At 73.3% G+C, this 19,790-nt stretch carries 17 protein-coding genes, 2 tRNA genes and 2 pseudogenes; 13 read left to right on the top strand and 8 right to left on the bottom strand.

The features are described 5' to 3' along the window. The first annotated feature begins 150 nt into the window (after positions 1-150). Entirely contained in the window at positions 151-1,011 is an 861-nt protein-coding gene (locus tag GXW83_RS32695) for an aldose 1-epimerase (protein ID WP_225447379.1), read from the top strand. A gap of 25 nt (positions 1,012-1,036) precedes the next feature. Then, complete coding sequence (gene pyrE, locus GXW83_RS32690) at positions 1,037-1,573, top strand: orotate phosphoribosyltransferase (protein WP_182446600.1); 537 nt, start codon at positions 1,037-1,039, stop codon at positions 1,571-1,573. A gap of 127 nt (positions 1,574-1,700) precedes the next feature. On the opposite strand, the gene GXW83_RS32685 is transcribed toward pyrE, so the two are convergent. Then, positions 1,701-2,432 carry a DedA family protein gene (locus GXW83_RS32685; protein WP_225447378.1) on the bottom strand — a complete coding sequence of 244 codons (732 nt, stop codon included), beginning with the start codon at positions 2,430-2,432 and terminating at the stop codon, positions 1,701-1,703. Between the two features lie 232 nt (positions 2,433-2,664). On the opposite strand from GXW83_RS32685, the gene fbaA reads away from it, so the two are divergent. Next, on the top strand, positions 2,665-3,693 hold the full coding sequence (gene fbaA, locus GXW83_RS32680; RefSeq protein WP_304940995.1) for a class II fructose-bisphosphate aldolase: 1,029 nt from the start codon (positions 2,665-2,667) through the stop codon (positions 3,691-3,693). A gap of 81 nt (positions 3,694-3,774) precedes the next feature. Here the strand turns inward: fbaA and GXW83_RS32675 are convergent, their stop codons facing one another. The 3 genes and pseudogenes from GXW83_RS32675 to GXW83_RS34990 all read right to left on the bottom strand — a co-directional run. Further along, entirely contained in the window at positions 3,775-4,194 is a 420-nt protein-coding gene (locus GXW83_RS32675) for a DUF3151 domain-containing protein (protein WP_182446598.1), read from the bottom strand. 48 nt (positions 4,195-4,242) lie between these two features. Next, a complete protein-coding gene (locus GXW83_RS34685) occupies positions 4,243-4,779 on the bottom strand; it encodes a hypothetical protein (RefSeq protein WP_225447612.1) in 537 nt (178 codons plus the stop codon). Between the two features lie 287 nt (positions 4,780-5,066). Then, positions 5,067-5,216 (bottom strand): annotated as a pseudogene (locus tag GXW83_RS34990) (diacylglycerol kinase); the annotation flags it as partial. Positions 5,217-5,508: 292 nt separating this feature from the next. Between GXW83_RS34990 and GXW83_RS32665 the strand changes: the two are divergent. From GXW83_RS32665 to GXW83_RS32640, 6 genes and pseudogenes are all read left to right on the top strand, one after another. Then, a complete protein-coding gene (locus GXW83_RS32665; RefSeq protein WP_182446597.1) occupies positions 5,509-6,795 on the top strand; it encodes an adenylosuccinate synthase in 1,287 nt (428 codons plus the stop codon). A gap of 136 nt (positions 6,796-6,931) precedes the next feature. Continuing rightward, on the top strand, positions 6,932-7,528 hold the full coding sequence (locus tag GXW83_RS32660; protein WP_182446596.1) for a GNAT family N-acetyltransferase: 597 nt from the start codon (positions 6,932-6,934) through the stop codon (positions 7,526-7,528). 2 nt (positions 7,529-7,530) lie between these two features. After that, positions 7,531-7,989: a GNAT family N-acetyltransferase gene (locus GXW83_RS32655; RefSeq protein ID WP_182446595.1), complete on the top strand. Its 459-nt coding sequence runs from the start codon at positions 7,531-7,533 to the stop codon at positions 7,987-7,989. Between the two features lie 88 nt (positions 7,990-8,077). After that, positions 8,078-9,432 (top strand): annotated as a pseudogene (locus GXW83_RS32650) (aspartate aminotransferase family protein). A 189-nt stretch (positions 9,433-9,621) separates the two neighbouring features. Continuing rightward, entirely contained in the window at positions 9,622-10,476 is an 855-nt protein-coding gene (locus tag GXW83_RS32645) for a GntR family transcriptional regulator (protein ID WP_225447377.1), read from the top strand. 115 nt (positions 10,477-10,591) lie between these two features. Then, positions 10,592-11,239, top strand: a complete 648-nt coding sequence (locus GXW83_RS32640) for a hypothetical protein (protein WP_182446594.1) — start codon at positions 10,592-10,594, stop codon at positions 11,237-11,239. Between the two features lie 99 nt (positions 11,240-11,338). On the opposite strand, the gene GXW83_RS32635 is transcribed toward GXW83_RS32640, so the two are convergent. Then, positions 11,339-12,148, bottom strand: a complete 810-nt coding sequence (locus GXW83_RS32635) for an SLATT domain-containing protein (RefSeq protein ID WP_225447376.1) — start codon at positions 12,146-12,148, stop codon at positions 11,339-11,341. 289 nt (positions 12,149-12,437) lie between these two features. Between GXW83_RS32635 and purD the strand changes: the two genes are divergently transcribed. The 4 genes from purD to GXW83_RS32615 all read left to right on the top strand — a co-directional run bounded on the left by purD (position 12,438) and on the right by GXW83_RS32615 (position 18,464). Continuing rightward, entirely contained in the window at positions 12,438-13,682 is a 1,245-nt protein-coding gene (purD, locus tag GXW83_RS32630; RefSeq protein WP_182446593.1) for a phosphoribosylamine--glycine ligase, read from the top strand. 406 nt (positions 13,683-14,088) lie between these two features. Then, positions 14,089-15,735, top strand: coding sequence for a hypothetical protein (locus GXW83_RS32625; RefSeq protein ID WP_182446592.1), 1,647 nt, complete (start codon positions 14,089-14,091; stop codon positions 15,733-15,735). Positions 15,736-15,965: 230 nt separating this feature from the next. Then, positions 15,966-17,471, top strand: coding sequence for a N,N-dimethylformamidase beta subunit family domain-containing protein (locus GXW83_RS32620; RefSeq protein ID WP_182446591.1), 1,506 nt, complete (start codon positions 15,966-15,968; stop codon positions 17,469-17,471). Positions 17,472-17,549: 78 nt separating this feature from the next. Next, positions 17,550-18,464 (top strand): phosphoribosylaminoimidazolesuccinocarboxamide synthase, encoded by a 915-nt coding sequence (locus GXW83_RS32615; protein WP_182446590.1) that lies wholly within the window; start codon positions 17,550-17,552, stop codon positions 18,462-18,464. A gap of 123 nt (positions 18,465-18,587) precedes the next feature. On the opposite strand, the gene GXW83_RS32610 is transcribed toward GXW83_RS32615, so the two are convergent. From GXW83_RS32610 to GXW83_RS32600, 3 genes are all read right to left on the bottom strand, one after another. Beyond that, positions 18,588-18,662: transfer RNA gene (locus tag GXW83_RS32610), tRNA-Gly, on the bottom strand. Positions 18,663-18,772: 110 nt separating this feature from the next. Continuing rightward, a tRNA-Gly gene (locus GXW83_RS32605) sits at positions 18,773-18,847 on the bottom strand. A 160-nt stretch (positions 18,848-19,007) separates the two neighbouring features. Next, a complete protein-coding gene (locus tag GXW83_RS32600) occupies positions 19,008-19,325 on the bottom strand; it encodes an Lsr2 family protein (protein WP_182446589.1) in 318 nt (105 codons plus the stop codon). Between the last annotated feature and the right edge of the window lie 465 nt (positions 19,326-19,790).

Genomic DNA, 19,790 nt, shown 5'->3' with positions numbered 1-19,790 from the left:
ACCGGCGTCCGTACCGACGTCCGTACCGGCGCTCCCGGGACGCCGACGCCGCGCCCCCGGCCGGGGCGCGTACCGTCATCGGCGAACCACGCATCCGTCACGACGTACCCGCGCCGCCGCTCGCCCGGAGGCGCACTGCCTGGAGGTCCCGTGTCCCGCTCCGCCCCGACGACGTCGCTGCCGCCGGTCCTGCTCTCCGCCGGGGAGGCGCAGGTGACCGTCCTGCCCGGCGACGGCTGCCGGCTGGGCAGCCTGCGCGTGGGCGGCACCGAGCTGCTGCGGACCGCCGAGGACGAGGGGGCGCAGCCGGGGGACGTCTTCGGCTACGGCTCGTTCCCGATGGTCCCGTGGAGCGGGCGGGTCGACCACGGCCGCTGGCGGAACGCCCAGGTCAGCCATGAGCTGCCGATCGACATGCCGCCGCACGCCATCCACGGCACCGGCGTCCGCGCCGCCTGGGCCCCGGCCGCCGCGCCGACGGCGGAGGCGGGGGCCGCGAGCGCGGCGTTCTACTACGACCTGGCCGCCCCCTGGCCGTACGCCGGCCGGGTGACCCAGCTGTTCGAGCTGACCCCGGACTCGCTGCGGACCACGCTGTCGGTGGAGACCGCCGCCGACTCCTTCCCGGCCCAGGTCGGCTGGCACCCCTGGTTCCGCAAGCGGCTGAGCGCCGGCGGAGCCGCCGCCCGGCTGGACTTCGCCCCGGCCTGGCAGGAGGAGCGCGGCCCCGACCACCTGCCGACCGGCCGCCGAATCGATCCGCTGCCGGGCCCGCGCGACGACTGCTTCGGCATGCCGGAGGGGGTCGCCGCCACCCTGGTCTGGGAGGGCGAGCTGAGCCTGGGGATCAGCTCCGACTGCGCCTGGCTGGTGGTCTTCGACGAGCAGGCGGACGCCATCTGCGTGGAGCCGCAGTCGGGCCCGCCGAACGGCCTGAACACCGCTCCGCGCCTGGTCACCCGTATCGAGCCGTTGGAGGCGAGCACCACCTGGAGCTGGCGGCGGCCCTGAGGCGGTGGCCCTAAACTGGTGCCTCATGAGCAACCACCGCGACGAGCTTCTCGACGAGATCAAGGCCAAGGCCGTGGTCCACGGCAAGGTAACGCTGTCCTCGGGCCTGGAGTCCGACTACTACGTCGACCTGCGCCGGGTCACCCTGGACGGCCACGCCGCCCCGCTGGTCGGCCGGGTGATGCTGGACCTCACCGCCGACCTGGACTTCGACGCCGTCGGCGGCCTCACCCTGGGCGCCGACCCGGTCGCCACCTCGATGCTGCACGCCGCCGCGGCGCGCGGCAGCCGACTGGACGCCTTCGTGGTCCGCAAGGCGCAGAAGGCGCACGGGATGCAGCGCCGGATCGAGGGCACCGAGGTCAAGGGCCGCCGGGTGCTGGTGGTCGAGGACACCTCCACCACCGGCGGTTCGCCGCTGACCGCGGTGGAGGCGGTACGCGAGGCCGGGGGCGAGGTGGTGGCGGTCGCGGTGATCGTGGAGCGCGGCGCGGCCCCGGCGATCGAGGCCGAGGGCCTGCCGTACCTGGCCGCCTACCAGCTGGCCGACCTGGGCCTGTGAACTGCCGCCGGGGAGAGCCGGTGAGAGCCGGTGAGAACCGGTGAACGTTCGAGCCGGCAGCCCGCGCGGGCTGCCGGCTCGCCGCGCCCGGGGCCGGGGCCGGGGGTCGGATCGGGCGTCGGCGGCGTCAGCTCTTGCGGTGGCGTCCGCCCGAACCGGCCGCGCCGACCGGCTCGGTCGGCGTCGCGGAGCCGGAGCCCGCGGCGGCCTGGCCGCCGTCCTGCTTCTTGCGGTTCCGCAGCAGCTCCCGCAGCATCGGGGCGATCGAGACCAGCACGATCAGCCCCATCGCCGGGATCAGGTACTTGTCGATGAGCGGGGCGAGCGCCGCGCCGAACTGGTAGCCGATCAGCAGCATGGCCTCGGTCCAGACCAGCCCGCCGATGACGTTCCACACGAAGAACTGCCCGGCGGGCATCTCCAGGGTGCCCGCGACCGGGTTGAGGAAGGTCCGCACCACCGGGATGAACCGGGCCATCAGCACGGCCTTGGCCGGGCCGAACTTGTGGAAGTACTCCTCGGCCTTCTCCACGTGCTCGCGCCGGAACAGCCGCGAGTCCGGCCGGTTGAACAGCTTCGGGCCGGCCTTGGCGCCGAGCAGGTGGCCCAGCTGCGCCCCGGCGATGGCGCACACCGGCGCCCCGATCATCAGCAGGTCCAGGGGCATCCGGGTGCCCAGGGTCTTGAGTCCGGCGCTGGACGCCGCGACGCCCGCCAGGACCAGCAGCGAGTCGCCGGGCAGGAAGAATCCGATGAGCAGCCCGGTCTCCGCGAAGATGATCGCAAGCAGGCCCCAGGTGCCGACCTGCGAGATCAGGGCGTTGGCGTCGAGTACGTTCAACGCGAGATACGTGGTCACCCTGGCAGGGTAGCGGGCCTTGCCATCAGCCCCCTGTGAAGGGCGGCCTTTTCCCGGCGGATCATGCCGGTAATGAGCTTTTGAGATGGTCTGACCGGACTGCGGGTGAAAGGCGCAATCCGTCCCGGGCCCAGGTGAAGCCCGGGGCCGGGGATGGGAGAATGGCGCCGGTGCCCGGCCCTGGTCGGGGTAGCAGCAGTATCCGTAGGCGCATCACCGACAACAGGAGCGGATTCGAATGCCCATCGCAACTCCCGAGGTCTACAGCGAGATGCTGGACCGGGCAAAGGCAGGCAAGTTCGCCTACCCGGCCATCAACGTGACGTCCACGCAGACCCTGCACGCCGCCCTGCGCGGTTTCGCCGAGGCCGAGAGCGACGGCATCATCCAGATCTCCACCGGCGGTGCGGAGTTCCTGGGCGGCCAGCACAACAAGGACATGGTGACCGGCGCGGTCGCGCTGGCCGAGTTCGCGCACATCGTCGCGGTGAAGTACGACATCACCGTCGCCCTGCACACCGACCACTGCCCCAAGGACAAGCTGGACGGCTACGTCCGCCCGCTGCTGGCGATCTCCGCCGAGCGCGTGGCCCGCGGCGAGAACCCGCTGTTCCAGTCGCACATGTGGGACGGCTCGGCCGAGACCCTGCACGACAACCTGGAGATCGCGGAGGAGCTGCTGGCCCAGGCCGCCGCCGCCAAGATCGTCCTGGAGGTCGAGATCACCCCGACCGGCGGTGAGGAGGACGGCGTCTCGCACGAGATCAACGACAACCTCTACACCTCGGTCAACGACGCCGTCCGCACCGCCGAGGCGCTGGGCCTGGGCGAGAAGGGCCGCTACCTGCTGGCCGCCTCCTTCGGCAACGTCCACGGCGTCTACAAGCCGGGCAACGTCGTGCTCAAGCCCGAGCTGCTGCGCGAGCTGCAGGACGCCATCGGCGCGCAGTACGGCAAGACCGACCCGTTCGACTTCGTCTTCCACGGCGGCTCCGGCTCCAGCGCCCAGGAGATCGCCACCGCGCTGGAGAACGGCGTGGTCAAGATGAACCTCGACACCGACACCCAGTACGCCTTCACCCGCCCGATCGCGGACCACGTGTTCCGCAACTACGACGGCGTGCTGAAGGTCGACGGCGAGGTCGGCAAGAAGAGCACCTACGACCCGCGCACCTGGGGCAAGCTGGCCGAGGCCGGGATGGCCGCCCGCGTGGTCGAGGCCACCCAGAGCCTGCGCTCGGCCGGCACCCGGCTGAAGTAGCCACCGGCGGCCACGCGCAGCGCCCCCGCACCCGTCGTCGTCACCGGGTGCGGGGGCGCCGTGCGTTCCGGCCCGGCCTGGCTAGCGCTTCAGCTCGGCGTACGCCTCGGGGCTGCTGTCCTTGAGGAAGGACCAGCAGCGCTCGGCCTCGTCGGTCTCCTTGATCGCCTCGGCGGCGCGGGCGAGCGCGGCCAGGCAGCGCAGGAAGCCCCGGTTGGCGCGGTGCTCCCAGGGCACCGGGCCGTGGCCCTTCCACCCCGCGCGGCGCAGCGCGTCCAGCCCGCGGTGGTAGCCGGTGCGGGCGTAGGCGTAGGACTCGACCACGTGGTCCTCGGTGAAGGCGTCGTCGGCGAGCATGGCCCAGGCGAGCGAGAACGTCGGGAAGTCCGCCGCGACCTGGACCGGTGAGGCGGACTGCTCCGCCAGCAGCCGGTACGGCTGCTCGTCCTCCGGAAGCAGCGTGGGTTCGGGCCCGCCCAGCAGGTTCGTGTGAATGCTCATGGGATGCAGTCTGCCACCCGTGGATATGGGCTCTGTGAGGAACGGGCGTCAGGCCGCCGGGGGGACGGCCTGGGGGACGGTCAGCCGCCAGGCGCCGGGCGCGACGGTCCAGGTGCGCTCGCGGACCGGGCCGCTCACCGCGTGGTCGGCCTCGTAGGTGAACAGCCCGCCGGTCACGCTGATCTGCTGCGCCCGGCAGCGGTACGGCCCGCCGAGCACGCCCGGGCTGCTGACCAGCACCTCCATCAGCCCGCCGGTGGCCGCCCCGGCGCTGCCGGGCGCGACGGCCCCGCCGGGCGCGACGGTGCCGCGGCCGGGCTGCCTGGGGGCTCCGGGGCCGCGCCGCTGGCCGCGCCCGGCGGCCGGGGCGTCCTGGGAGGAGGCGTTCCGGACCGAGATCAGCCCGACCGGGTGGTCCCGGTCGGCCAGCAGCCGCCCGTCCGCCTCGATCCGCAGGAACTGGCCGGGTGCGCCGCCGTGCGCCAGCAGCGGCCCGGCCACGCTCCGGGCGGCGCTCCAGGCGGAGCGGCTGAGCTGGGTGCACCAGGAGCCGATGAGGCTGCCGTGGGCCCGTCCGGACGCCACTCCGTTCGCCCTTGGCGAACATGCTGCATGCGGATCCTTCCCGTGTTCCACCCCTGGTGCGGGGGCGTCCAGGACCGCCCCGGGAGCGGTCCGTCCGGCGTGCGCGACGGCCCTGTCGGCGGCCCCCGGCCCGGGCGGCTGCTCGGCCACGCCCCGGCCCGGAATCCGCAGCCCGCCGAGGACCACCCCGCCGTCCTCGTCCACCAGCAGGTCGAGCCGGCGCTCGGCCCCCGGGCGACCGCCCTGGCGGCCTCCACCGGGCGGCTCGCGGCCCCGAGTGACCTGGCCAGAGCCACTTTGTGGCCCTTTCCGACCGGGATGATCCCGACAGGTCCCGCCTCCAGTTCGCAGTGCCGGTGCAACAGCTGAACGACCTGGTGCAGGGCGTGATCGTCACCGATCACAACCAGTCGCCGACGACCCCTGCGCGAAAGCACCCGCTCCAGCTCGGCGAGGTCCCCGGGCACCACCGCCTTCACCGCGAAGGCGGCGCCGAGGACGTCCCTCGCCACCCTCACCGACTCCCCGTCCAGGGCCAGTGCCGTGGGCGACACGACCACCAGAAGGGCCTCTCCCGCCGAATGCGCAGCCGACACCGCGGTCCTTCCTCGGGTAATCTCTCGGTGTAAGAGCCCCTTGCGCTGTTGCGCCAGGGGCTTGGTCTATCCGGGGCCAGAACGGCGGCCTTCCCGCCGTCTGTTGTGCCCCGCCCGAAAGGGGTGTACGCCTGTGCCCGCACTTGTGCTGGTCGGCGCTCAGTGGGGCGACGAGGGCAAGGGGAAGGCCACCGACCTCCTCGGTGGCTCGGTCGACTACGTGGTCCGCTACCAGGGCGGCAACAACGCCGGTCACACGGTGGTCGTGGGCGATCAGAAGTACGCACTTCATCTGCTCCCCTCCGGCATCCTCAGCCCCAGTTGCACACCGGTGATCGGCAACGGCGTGGTCATCGACCCGGCCGTGCTCTTCTCCGAGCTGGTCGGCCTCCAGGAGCGCGGCGTGGACACGTCCAAGCTGCTGGTCTCCGGCAACGCGCACCTGATCACCCCGTACCACCGGACCCTGGACAAGGTGTCCGAGCGCTTCCTCGGCAAGCGCAAGATCGGCACCACCGGCCGCGGCATCGGCCCGGCCTACGCCGACAAGATCAACCGCGTGGGCATCCGGGTCCAGGACCTCTTCGACGAGAGCATCCTGCGGCAGAAGGTCGAAGCCGCGCTGCACGACAAGAACCAGATCCTGGTCAAGCTCTACAACCGCCGCGCGGTCCCGGCCGACCTGGTCGTGGACGAGTACCTGGGCTACGCCGACAAGCTGCGGCCCTTCGTCGCGGACACCGCGCTGGTGCTCAACCAGGCGTTGGAGCAGGACAAGGTGGTGCTGATGGAGGGCGGCCAGGGCACCCTGCTGGACGTCGACCACGGCACGTACCCCTTCGTCACCTCGTCCAACCCGACGGCGGGCGGCGCCTGCACCGGATCCGGCATCGGTCCCACGAAGATCAACCGGGTCATCGGCATCCTCAAGGCGTACACCACCCGCGTCGGCTCGGGCCCGTTCCCGACCGAGCTGCTGGACGCCGACGGCGAGGCGCTGCGCCGGATCGGCGGCGAGCGCGGGGTCACCACCGGCCGCGACCGCCGCTGCGGCTGGTTCGACGCCCCGATCGCCCGCTACGCGACCCGGGTCAACGGCCTCACCGACTTCTTCCTGACCAAGCTGGACGTGCTCACCGGCTGGGAGCAGATCCCGGTGTGCGTGGCGTACGAGATCGACGGCAGGCGGGTGGAGGAGCTGCCCTACTCGCAGACCGACTTCCACCACGCGAAGCCGATCTACGAGAACCTGCCGGGCTGGTCCGAGGACATCACCAAGGCGCAGACCTTCGAGGACCTGCCCAAGAACGCCCGGGCGTACGTCAAGGCGCTGGAGGAGATGTCCGGCGCGCCGATCTCGGCGGTCGGCGTCGGTCCCGGCCGCACCGAGACCATCCAGATCAACTCGTTCCTGGACTGACCCGGCCCCTCGCCCGGTACGGCCCCCGTCGCTCGCGCGGCGGGGGCCGTACGCGTTCCGGGCCGCCGCATCCTCCCCTTTTGCACTAGTGCAGATATTGATTGCACTTAGTTCAAAAAGTGCCTAGGGTCGGGGCATGCCCGCCAAGACACCCGCACCCGCCACCCTCTCCGGCCGCCACGTCCGGCTGGAGCCGCTGACCCCGGACCACGTCCCCGAGCTGTTCGCCGCCGGCGGCGGAGACGACGAGGTCTGGCGCTGGCTCGGCCACCCCACCCCCCGCACCGAGGACGAGCTGCGCGCCATCGCCGCCGACCTGCTCGCCCGGCCCGACGCCTACACGGCCTTCGCCGTCGTCGGCCTCGCCTCCGGCCGGGCCGTCGGCTGGACCACCTACCTCGACTGGGACACCCGGGACGAACGCCTGGAGATCGGCTTCACCTGGTACGCCCGCGCGGTCTGGCGCAGCCCGGTCAACACCGAGTCCAAGCTGCTGCTGCTCACCCACGCCTTCGAGGACCTGGGCATGGGCCGGGTCCAGTGGAAGACCGACCACCTCAACCAGCGCTCGCAGAACGCCATCGCCCGGCTCGGCGCCCGGCCCGAGGGCACCCTCCGCCGGCACCGGCTGCGCCCCGACGGCAGCTGGCGCGACAGCGTCTACTTCTCGATGCTGGCCGACGAGTGGCCGGCCGCCAAGGCCGCGCTGGTCGCCCGGCTGGAACGGGGCTGACCATGGCCGAGCCGACCGTCACCCCGGCCCGGGCCGAGGACAAGGCACGCTGGCGCGAGCTGTTCGAGGGCTACGCCGCCTTCTACGCCACCGCGCTCGGCGACGCCGACTACGAGCGGGCCTGGTCCTGGATCCACGACCCGGCCCGGGAGTCCCGCTGCCTGCTGGCCCGCGACGCCGACGGCCGGCCGATCGGACTGGCCCACTACCGCGCCTACGACTCGCTGCTGCGCGGCACCTGCGGCTTCCTGGACGACCTCTACGTCGACCCGGCCCACCGGGGCAGCGGCGCGGCCGACGCGCTGCTGCGGGAGCTGAACCGGATCGGCGCCGAGCAGGGCTGGCCGGCGGTGCGCTGGAACACCGCCGAGGACAACTACCGCGCCCGCGGCCTGTACGACCGGCACGCCGTCAGGACGGTCTTCCTGACGTACAGCATGACCCCCGGCACCGGCGCGTGATCGACTCTGACAGGGTGTCGCCCGAGGGCCGGATCGCCTGGCAAGGTGTTCATTCTCGTCCTCGGGCGGCCTCCGTAGGCTGGCGCTCATGAGCATCCCTGTCGACTCCGCTGCCGGGCAGGCCGTCAAGGCCGCCGACCGTGCCCACGTCTTCCACTCGTGGTCCGCGCAGGCCCTGATCGATCCCCTCGCCGTGGCCGGCGCGTCGGGCTCGTACTTCTGGGACTACGAGGGCAACCGCTTCCTCGACTTCTCCTCGCAGCTGGTGAACACCAACATCGGCCACCAGCACCCCAAGGTGGTCGCCGCGATCCAGGAGCAGGCCGCCAAGCTCTGCACCTTCGCCCCGGCCTTCGCCGTGGACGTCCGCAGCGAGGCCGCGCGGCTCATCGCCGAGCGCACCCCGGGCGACCTGGACAAGATCTTCTTCACCAACGGCGGCGCCGAGGCCAACGAGAACGCCATCCGCATGGCCCGGCTGCACACCGGTCGGCAGAAGGTGCTCTCCACCTACCGCTCGTACCACGGCGCCACCGCCAACGCGATCGCGCTGACCGGCGACCCGCGCCGCTGGGCCAACGAGACCGGCGTCTCCGGCATCGTCCACTTCTGGGGCCCCTACGCCTACCGCTCCCCTTCCACGCCGAGAACGAGGCGCAGGAGTGCGAGCGCGCGCTGGCGCACCTGGAGGAGACCATCGCGTTCGAGGGTCCGCAGACCGTCGCCGCGATCATCCTGGAGACCGTCGTCGGCACCGCCGGCATCCTGGTCCCGCCGGCCGGCTACCTGGCCGGCGTCCGCGAGATCTGCGACCGCTACGGCATCGTCTTCATCCTGGACGAGGTCATGGCCGGCTTCGGCCGGACCGGCGCGTGGTTCGCCGCCGACCACTGGGGCGTCACGCCCGACCTGCTGACCTTCGCCAAGGGCGTCAACTCCGGCTACGTGCCGCTGGGCGGCGTCGCCATCAGCGGGGCGATCGCGCAGACCTTCGCCGAGCGCCCCTTCCCCGGCGGCCTGACCTACTCCGGGCACCCGCTGGCCTGCGCCTCGGCCGTGGCCACGATCAACGCCATGGCGCAGGAGGGCATCGTCGAGAACGCCCGGCGCCTCGGCGAGGACGTCATCGGCCCCGGCCTGCGCGAGCTGGCCGAGCGCCATCCGGTCATCGGCGAGGTCCGGGGCCTCGGCGTGTTCTGGGCGCTGGAGCTGGTCAAGGACCGCGCCACCCGCGAGCCGCTCACCGCCTACAACGCGGCCGGCGCCGCCGCCGCGCCCATGACCGAGCTGGCCGCCGCCTGCAAGAAGCGCGGCCTGTGGCCGTTCGTCAACATGAACCGGCTGCACGTGGTGCCGCCGTGCAACAGCAGCGACGCCGAGGTCAAGGAGGGCCTGGCGATCCTGGACGAGGTGCTGACGCTGGCGGACGCGCACACCGTCTGACCACAACCGTCACAGGTCCGGACCGGTCGCGGCCCCGAAAACCCGTTGGGAGACGGGCTTCGGGGCCGTACCATTGGGGTCGCTATTGCGGTCAATTCATCGCAATCACCCGGTTCGCACAACTGCTCCACCCGTCCGCCCCTGGTCCGCCCCACGTCCGCCTCTGTCGTCCACCCCGGGAGGGTCGCCGTGCCGCGTGGCCGCCGCGACCCCGGCCCTGCCCTGCAACGGCAGGTGCAGCGCAGCAGCCTGCGCGAGCAGGTCGCGGGCGCGCTGCGGGAGGAGATGATGGCCGGGCGGCTCGCCGCCGGGACGCACTTCACCGTCAAGGAGATCGCCGAGCTGTACGGCGTTTCCGCCACCCCGGTGCGCGAGGCGCTGCTGGACCTCGCCGCGCAGGACCTGCTCTGGAGCGAGCACAACCGCGGCTTCACCGTCCCCCAGCTCACCTGGGACGACTACCTGGACGTGGTCGAGGCCAGGACCCTGGTCACCGACGGCATGTTCCGCCGGCTGGGCAAGGGCATCCGCAGCGTCGACTGGAGCCGGATGCCCTCGTTGCAGCGCCGCGCCGAGGCCGCCGCCCGCGCGGCCGTCTCCGGCCAGCTGGACGTGCTGGTCGGCTGCGACCGCCGGTTCTGGGGCGAGCTGGCGGGCCTGATGGGCAACCGCAAGCTGGCGGACTACCTGGACTGGCTGCGGGTCCAGTACTGGATCTTCGCCGCCCCGCACCTGCGCGGCCGCGACGACGTCGCCGTCTTCTGCTGGTCGGACCACCTGGCGCTGACCGAGCGGCTGCTGGCCCGGGACCGGCAGGGCGTGCACCGGATCCTGATGGGCTACAACCAGCAGTCGCTGGAGCAGATGGCCGAGCTGTGCGGGGAGAGCCTGGACGACGACCCGGTGGCCGGCTTCCTGCGCAGCTTCCACCCGCCCGCCGGGCCCGACGACCAGGCCCCGGCCGGGACCGTCGCGGACGGCGTCCCGCTGCCCCGGCAGGCGCTCGGACCGTCACGGTCGGTAGGTCAGTTGCCGGTCCGGTGACGCTCCGTGCGCGCCCGGGCCACCGCCGTCACCGGTGCCGCTGACCGCCGACGGCTCAGCCGTTAGGGTTGAGGCGACCGTCTCCCGACCGGTGCCTACGCGCCCAGGAGTGCCCGTGGCCTGTGACATCTGGCTCGTCCCGCTTGTCGATGTGCTCGTGCACAGCCCCGACAACCCGTTCGCCGAGGACCTGGCGGTCTACAACGCCTCACTCGCCGCTGGCGGGCTGCCCGAGGTGCCCATCTTCCGCTACATGCCGGGCCTCAGCGGCGACGTCGAGCCGATCGCCGCCTTCGACTACGACTCCCTGCACTTCCTGCGCCGCGCCTACCTGCTGCAGCTCACCGGCCTGGACGTGACCCCGGTGGACGCCCTCGGCGGCGACTACGAGCAGCTGCTGGAGATGTTCGAGGAGGCGGCCGAGGGCTCGCACCTGGTCTGGCACTTCGACCACGCCGGCGCGTACGTCCCGATCGACTTCGAGCGGCCGATCGTGGACGACGCCCTGCTGGCTGCCGGGGGGCCGCTCGGCTCCGCCCAGGGGCTGCTGCGCGAGCTGCAGGCGGTGGCCCCGTACATCGGGATCGACCACCAGCTGCCGCCGGTCCCGGTGCGGCCGGTCGCGCCGACCACGCTGGAGGGCCCGGCCTACCCGCCGCCCGGCAACGACGGCCCGTTCGCCCGCGAGCGGCACGCCTGGACCGGGCTGCACGCCGCCGCGGTCCGGGCGCTGGGCCAGGGATCGATGGTCGTCTTCGCCTGACGGCAGCGCCCGCTTGTGCAGCTGGACGGCGGTGGGGGCGGGTACGGACCTCCGTACCCGCCCCCACGGACGTCGTCATCGGCGTCACCGCGCCGGCCGTCAGCGCAGCGGGGACTCCGGCGGCCGCTGGCGCGGCATCGTCGGCCGTCCGCCCGCGCCCAGCGACGGCAGCACCCGCACCTGCGCGCCCGAACCCTCGGTGCGCCCGCCCCACACGCCCGCCGCCTGCGTCGGCAGCTGCGTCATCGAGGCCCGGAACTCCAGCATCCACTCCGAGGTCTCGGTGCGGACCATGTCCGAGACGTCCTCGCAGAAGCGGCGCAGCACGCCCAGGCAGCGCTCGGCGGCCTCGCTGGCGGTGCCCTCGGTCGGGCCGAGCACCTCGCGCACGCACTCCGAGGCCCAGTCGAACTGGAACGCCTCCAGCCGCCGCTGCAGCGCCTGGCCGGTGCTGACGTCCCGCATCCAGCCGCTGGTCAGGCCGAAGGCCCGGTCCGCGCCCAGGCAGGCGGCGGCGAGCAGCAGCAGCACATAGCCCCAGTCGGTCACCCCGTGCCGGACGCCCGTCAGCCCGACCAGCGGCAGCGCCGCCCCGGCCGCGCCGAGCAGCGCGGCGAGGTAGCGCAGCAGCCGGGCCCCGCGGCGCTTCCAGCGGCGGTCCCGCTGGTACCAGTCGATGGCCTCCAGGGCGCGCTCCTCGGACCAGCGGTACAGCTCCTCCAGCCGCTCGGCCGGCTCGCCCCAGTCGCCGAGCGGGAACTGCCGGACGCTGAGGTCCCGCCCGCGCGGGGCGCTGCCGGTGGCGGTGTCGCGCTCGGCGCTGGTGGCCGAGGCCGCCGACCGCTGCTCATCGGGCCCCGGCTCGGAACCCCAGGGGCTCTCTTCGGGCTGCATATCGGGCTGGCTCACCGCGAGAACTCCCTGTCCTTCGGCCCATCGGGCCCGATCGTCCCAGTCTGCAAACACCACTTCTTACCGCCAAATGGCTGACCATGGTTGCAGATTCGCCGGTATTGGTGCGGTGGGGGCCACCCCGGACCGGTACGGAACCCATGGCAGCCGCGTTGCGCTGCTCCATTGTGGTCCCCCGGGTTTCACCCCTTCGAGTGGGTGGCTCCCGGGAGCGGATCTGACCCCCGGGCGGTGCGCGGCGCAGCGCGGGTCCGGGGGCCGGGAGCGCAGGCACTAGGCTCGTCCCGTGAAGGTCCTCGTTATCGGCGGCGGCGCCCGCGAACATGCCCTGTGCCGCGCGCTCTCCCTCGATCCGCAAGTCACAGCCCTGCACTGCGCCCCGGGCAACGCCGGGATCGCGCAGACCGCCCAGGTCCACCCGGTCGATCCGCTGGACGGCGCGGCCGTCGCCGACCTGGCCGCCGAGCTCGGCGCGGAGCTGGTGGTCGTCGGCCCGGAGGCGCCGCTGGTCGCCGGGGTCGCCGACGCCGTCAGCGCGCGCGGCATCCCGGTCTTCGGGCCGAGCGGCGAGGCCGCCCGGCTGGAGGGGTCCAAGGCGTTCGCCAAGGACGTGATGGCCGCCGCCAACGTGCCCACCGCGCGCTCCTACGTCTGCACCACGCCCGAAGAGGCGGCGCACGCGCTGGACGCCTTCGGCGCCCCCTACGTGGTCAAGGACGACGGTCTGGCCGCAGGCAAGGGCGTCGTGGTCACCTCCGACCTGCAGGCCGCCCTGGAGCACGCCGCCGCCTGCGAGCGGGTGGTCATCGAGGAGTTCCTGGACGGCCCCGAGGTCTCGCTGTTCGCGGTCTGCGACGGCGTCACGGTCGTCCCGCTGCAGCCCGCCCAGGACTTCAAGCGCGCCTACGACGGCGACGAGGGCCCCAACACCGGCGGCATGGGCGCCTACTCGCCCCTGCCCTGGGCCGATCCGGAGCTGGTGGACGAGGTGCTGCGGACCGTGCTGCAGCCCACCGTGGACGAGCTGCGCCGACGCGGCACGCCCTTCTCCGGGCTGCTGTACGCGGGCCTGGCGATCACCTCGCGCGGTGTGCGGGTGATCGAGTTCAACGCCCGCTTCGGAGACCCGGAGACCCAGGTCGTGCTGGCCCGGCTGAAGACCCCCCTCGGCGGGCTGCTGCACGCCGCCGCCACCGGGCACCTCGCCGACTTCCCCGAGCTGCGCTGGAGCGACGGCGCGGCGGTGACCGTGGTGATCGCCGCCGAGGGCTACCCGCAGGCCCCGCGCGGCGGCGACCCGATCACCGGGCTGGCCGAGGCCGAGGCCGCCGACGGCACCGCCTACGTCCTGCACGCCGGGACGAAGCTGGCGCAGGACGGGACGACGGTGCTGAGCGCCGGCGGCCGGGTGCTGTCGGTCACCGCCACCGGCAAGGACATCGCCGAGGCCAGGGGCCGCGCCTACGAGGCCACCGAGCGGATCGCGCTGGCCGGGTCGCACCACCGCGGGGACATCGCCGCCCGGGTCTGAGCATCGCCGCCCGGGTCTGCGCCCGGCGCCCGGGGGCCGACCACCCGCCGGGAGCAACAGCCCCCGCCCCGCGCCGCCGCCCGGCCGCGCGGGGCGAACGGTCCCCCGGAGGCACACCCTTCGAGTGAAGAGGAGCCGATCCGGCTGACGCCCACGCGCCTTCGGCCTTATGGTGCCCAGGACCGCGCAGCCCGGCACACCCGGCAGGGCCGCCGCGGTGCCGCCGCGCGGGTACTCCGAGCGGCGAGGGGGCAAGCTGCGGTCCATGGGGAATCACTGATCCGAGTGGTTCCGGACCGTTCCTGGAACGCCGGTCGGCGCGCGGACGTCGGATCAGACAAGAACCTGATCCGACCCCGACGCACCGGGGCCGGCATGCGTTCAGCGGCAGGGGGTGATCCGAGAGATGGCCGGTACGAACGCCACCACCGGCGTCCAGTCGGCGCGGGCGCACGCGCGGGCGGTGCTGCGGCTGCGCGGCCGGGCGCTGGCCGTCGCGGTGCTGCCCGCCGCCGCGGCAGCGGTGCTGATAGCGGGCGGCCTGACCGGGCGCCTCGGCGCGGCCGGGGCCCCCGACGCCCCCGGCTGGGACGCCGCCCGCTGGGCGGTCTCCGCCGTGGCGCTGGCGGTGCTGCTGCTCACCGCCGGCTTCGCGCTGGCGGTCAGCCGGGCCGAGCGCCCGCAGGTCCCCGCCGTTCCGCTGTCCGGGACGGACGCCCCCGAGCTGTACCGGCTGGTCCGCGAGGTCGCCGAGCGGATGGACGTGCCCGCGCCCGCGCGGATCGCGCTCACCCCCGACTGCGACAGCTGGCTGGAGGACCCGCCGGACCGCCCGTCCCGCTCCGCACCGGCCGCCGCCGCCGACGGCCCGGACGGTCCGGGCGGCGGCGACACCCTCGGACGCGGCCGCTCCGCCGAGCCGGTCGCGCCCACCCTGGTCATCGGCTCGCCCTTCATCTGGTGGATGCGGGTCGCCGAGCTGCGCGCCCTGCTCGCCCCGGTGGTGGCCGGCACCGCCTGCTCCGCCGACCCGGACATCGCCGCCGCCCGCCGCTTCGTCCGCGGCCTGGACGCCGCCCTCGGCCTGGCCGCCGACGGCCGCCGGGGCGCCCTGTGGAAGCGCCCCGCGCTGCTGCTGCTCGGCCGCGCCTGCGCGCTGCTGCTGCGCCGCAGCGCGCCGCACGCCGCCGAGATGGAGCGCTCCGTCGCCGCCTGGGCCTCCGAACAGGCCCGGCAGGTCGACTACGGGCTGCGGCTGGCCGCCCAGGAGCAGGTCGGCCTGGCCTATGCGGGCTGGGACCGGCTGCTCACCCGGGTCGCCCTGCCCGCCTGGCGGATAGGCCGCTGGCCGAGCCGGCTGGACGCGGGCGTGGTGTCGGCGCTGACCGAGCTGTCCCGCCGGGACCGGCTCGCCGAGGGTTTCGAGACCCGCCTCGGCGAGCGCCCCGCCTGCGACCTGCTGGAGGAGCCGGGCCGGGTGGACGAGGCCGTCTCGCTGCTCGCCGCCCGGCTGTTCTCCGGCGGGCACGGCCTCGGCCGCCCGGATGCCGCAGCCCAGGGCAGTACCTGGTCGCCGGTCGACTGGGAAGAGTACCCGCAGGCCGTGGTGGAGCGGATCTGGCGGACCCGCGCCGCCCGGCTGGGCTCCGCCCTGGCCGGGGCCTCCACCGTGGCCGTTCCGGCCGCCGGGGCCGGGCCGACTGATCTGGCCGGGGTGCTGGAGCGGCTCCGCCGGGTTCCGGGGGCCGAGCTGGGCGTCCGGCTGGCGGCCCTGGCCGAGCGCCCGGTGGTCGCCTCGCAGCCCGTCCGCACCGGCGCCGACCTGGTGGCCGAGCACCTGGCCGCCCTGGTCTGCTGCGCCGCGCTGGACGCCGGGGCCGCCGAACCGGGCCTGGACTGGCTCGACGGCCCGGCGCTGGTCGTCGGCGGGGTCCGCCGCACCGACCTGGCCGCCCCGGTGGCCCTGGCCGTGGAGAGCGGCGACGAGGCCCCGCTGCGGGCCTGGCTGGACGAGGTCGGGGTCCGGCTGGAGAAGCCGGTACGGCTGGTCTGACGCTCCGGCCCGGTCCGGCAGTCCGGTCCGGCCTCTGCTGCGATCCCTCGCGGACCCGTACGATGAGGGAGCACCCGTGGTGAACGGTCGGGAGCGCTGGGTGATCGCCGTGCGCCCTGACGGCACGTCACGTTCCGGGGTACGGTACCGGCCACGGGGCGCCGGCCCGGGGCGGCCCGGGCTCGGGCCGGTCCGCCCGGGACCAGTCCAGTCAGGGGGTGAGCGCGGGGATGGACCACAGTCGCCGCTGGGAGTCAGGGGCGCTCGCGCACGGCGCGACCGATCCCTTCGGCCAGGGCCCGCTGCCGTGGCTGCGCGGCGCCGACCGGTACTTCGACGACACCGGCCTGATGGTGCCCTGGTACGTCGACCTGGGCCAGACCCAGGGCCAGCTGCCCCGGGCGCGCCGCGCGCCGGAGGACGACCAGAGCCCGACCATGGGCCGCCCCCGCGCCTCCGACGACGTCGGCGGGCAGATCAAGGGCTTCGCCGCGCCCGCCGCCGACGTCGGCGGCTCGCTGGACCTGCGGGTGAGCGTCCGCCCGGCGCAGGAGTTCACCGTCGACGTCTACCGGATCGGGCACTACGCCGGGGCGGGGGCCCGGCACGTCTCCGCCAGCCCGAGGCTGTCCGGGCTGGTCCAGCCCGCGCCGCTGGTCGCCGGCCGCACCGTCTCCTGCCACCACTGGTGGATGTCCTGGCGGCTGCAGATCCCGCCGCACTGGAGCCCGGGCGCCTACGTCGCGGTGCTGACCACCGCGGACCACCAGTACCGCAGCCACATCCCGTTCACCGTCCGGGCCGGCCCGGTCGCCGCCGACCTGCTGCTCCTGCTGCCGGACGTCACCTGGCAGGCGTACAACCTCTACCCGGAGGACGGCCGCACCGGCGCCAGCCTGTACCACGCCTGGAACGAGAAGGGCGAGCTGCTCGGCGAGGAGGAGGCGGCCACCACCGTCTCCTTCGACCGCCCCTACGCCGGGGCCGGGCTGCCGCTGCACGTCGGCCACGCCTACGACTTCATCCGCTGGGCCGAGCGCTACGGCTACGACCTGGCCTACGCCAACGCCACCGACCTGCACGCCGGCCGGGTGGACCCCTCCTGCTACCGGGGCCTGGTCTTCCCCGGCCACGACGAGTACTGGTCGGCGGCCATGCGCGGCGCGGTGGAGCGCGCCCGCGACCACGGCACCTCGCTGGTGTTCCTCAGCGCCAACAGCATGTACTGGCAGGTCCGGCTGGAGTCCGGGGCGACCGGTGAGGCCGACCGGCTGCTGGTCTGCGGCAAGCGCCAGGGCGAGTCGGCGCGCAGCCTGCTCTGGCGCGACCTGGGCGAGCCCGAGCAGCGGCTGCTGGGCATCCAGTACGCGGGCCGGGTGCCGGAGCCGGTGCCGATGGTGGTCCACAACACCGGCCACTGGCTGTGGGAGGGCACCGGCCTGCACGACGGCGACCGCATTCCGGGGCTGGTCGCGGGGGAGTCCGACCGCTACTTCCCGAGGACCCCGCTGCCGGAGCACACCGAGCGGGTGCTGCTGGCTCACTCCCCCTACCGGGACGCCCGCGGCGCGCCCCGGCACCAGGAGACTTCGCTGCACCGGGCGCCGAGCGGCGCGTACGTCTTCGCCAGCGGCACCTTCTCCTGGTCCCCGGCGCTGGACCGGCCGGGCCACACCGACGAGCGCATCCAGCGGGCGACGGCCAACCTGCTGGACCGCATCTGCAAGGTCCACTGAATCAGCGGCCTTCGGAATCCGCTGTGAAAGACTCGTGGCGGCCCCCTTCCCCCACGTTCTTTCATCTAGGGACTCACCTTGAGCGGATTTGTCGAGAAGCCCGAGCCGGTGCAGGTGCCCGGCCTCATCCATCTGCACACGGGCAAGGTCCGCGACCTCTACCGCGACGAGGCCGGCCGACTGGTGATGGTCGCCAGCGACCGCACTTCGGCCTTCGACTGGGTGCTGCCCACCGTCATCCCCGACAAGGGGCGCATCCTCACCCAGCTGTCGCTGTGGTGGTTCGAGCGGCTGAGCGGCATCGTCCCCAACCACGTCATCTCCACCGAGGTGCCCGCCGGGGCGCCCGCCGACTGGGCCGGGCGCACCCTGGTCTGCCGCAGCCTGGAGATGCTGCCGGTGGAGTGCGTGGCCCGGGGCTACCTGGCCGGCTCCGGCCTGGCGGAGTACCGGGAGTCGCAGACGGTCTGCGGCATCGCGCTTCCGCCCGGCCTGGAGGACGGCTCGGAGCTGCCCGCGCCGATCTTCACCCCGGCGCTCAAGGCCGAGGTGGGCGAGCACGACGAGAACGTCCCGTACGAGGAGGTGGCCCGCCGGGTGGGCGCGGAGACCGCGGCGACGCTGCGGCAGACCACCCTGGCCGTGTACGGGCAGGCCCGGGACATCGCCCGCGACCGGGGGATCATCCTGGCCGACACCAAGTTCGAGCTGGGCTTCGCCGAGGGCGCCGACGGCGAGCGGCAGCTGGTGCTCGGCGACGAGGTGCTGACGCCGGACTCCTCCCGCTTCTGGCCCGCGGACGAGTGGGAGCCGGGCCGGGCCCAGCGCTCCTTCGACAAGCAGTTCATCCGGGACTGGCTCGGCTCCCAGGAGTCCGGCTGGGACCGCCGCTCGGAGGAGCCGCCGCCCGCGCTGCCGGAGGAGATCGTCCAGCGCAGCCGGGCCAAGTACGTGGAGGCGTACGAGCGCCTCACCGGGCTCAACTGGGACTGACGCCCGCCGCGGTGCCCGCCGGTCGACCCGACCGGCGGGCACCGGCCGCTGCTGCCACACATACCGCTGCGCCGCACACGAACGACGAAGGGCGCACTCGATGAGTGCGCCCTTCGATCCTTCTGGAGCGGATGACGGGATTCGAACCCGCGACCCTCACCTTGGCAAGGTGATGCTCTACCACTGAGCCACATCCGCATGGCGTTCGCCTTCGATTTCCTTCGGCCTGCTGGCCTCCGGTCCTTTCCGGCGAGTCCTACTCTACCTGATCCCCCGAGTGGCTTTCGCCATCCGGTCGGACCGTCGAGTGGAGCAGGTGACAGGGATTGCACACTGTGCCTCTCCCCTGGAAGGGGAGCGCTCTACTACTGAGCTACACCTGCGAGTCCACCCCGTTGACCTGGCCTTTCGGCTTCCGTCTCCGGCGTGTTCCGCTGAAGAGAACACTAGCCCATCCGGCAGGCGTTGATCGCCCGGGCGGGGTGGTTTGCCCGATTTGGACCAAAAGTCTTTTTGATCCCGGGAGGGCGGCGCCGTCCGGCCTCAGCTGGCCTCGGAGAACGCCTCGTACACGTGCTTGGGCAGGCGGCCCCGGGCCGGCAGCTCGATGCCCCGCGACTGGGCCCAGGCGCGGACCGTCTTCGGGTCCGGTGCCACCTCGGTGTGGCGGATCGCCTTGCCGCTGCGGCTCTGCTTGCGGCCGGCCGCCACATAAGGGGCGAGCGCGTCGCGCAGTTTTTCGGCGTTCCTGGAGGACAGGTCGATCTCGTACGACTTCCCGTCCACCGCGAACTGCACGGTTTCCTCGGCCGCCCCGCCATCGATGTCGTCGGAGAGAGTGACCACTACGCGCTGAGCCATGATGCCAATCCTCTCGGGATCGGCCATCGTCGGAGCGATGGCGGAAGCCCGCAGGTCGGAGGTGTGTTCTGGGGCCCGCATCAGTGCGGACACCACTGCCGGCCGGGTTCGGTGCAACGCCGTTCCCGGTGGCACCATTCTGCCCCTAAAGCCGACGAAAATCGATGAGGCAACTTTTTCTTCTCGATATTCCGTGTCGGTTCGATACCTCGCCGATACTCGGTCGAAACCTATGGACAGTGGAGCTGGGCTGCTGGTATTGCGAGCGGCCCGCAGATCTGCGCGCTGAACTGCGCTGTTGATGCCCGGAACGCGGATGCGGGCCGCCTGAATGCGGCGAATGAGGTATTTCCGGACGTTGCGGTCGGCAGATTTCGCCGCAGGCGCGCTTGTGTGATCGTCCGCACGGCAACGGTCATCTACGCGCGTCGCCCTGGATGACAATCCAAACACGCTCCCGGCCCC

This window comes from Streptacidiphilus sp. PB12-B1b, from assembly GCF_014084125.1.
Taxonomy (GTDB): domain Bacteria; phylum Actinomycetota; class Actinomycetes; order Streptomycetales; family Streptomycetaceae; genus Streptacidiphilus.
Note: the sequence above shows the minus strand (reverse complement) of the source record. Positions and strands in the feature narration are given on the sequence as shown.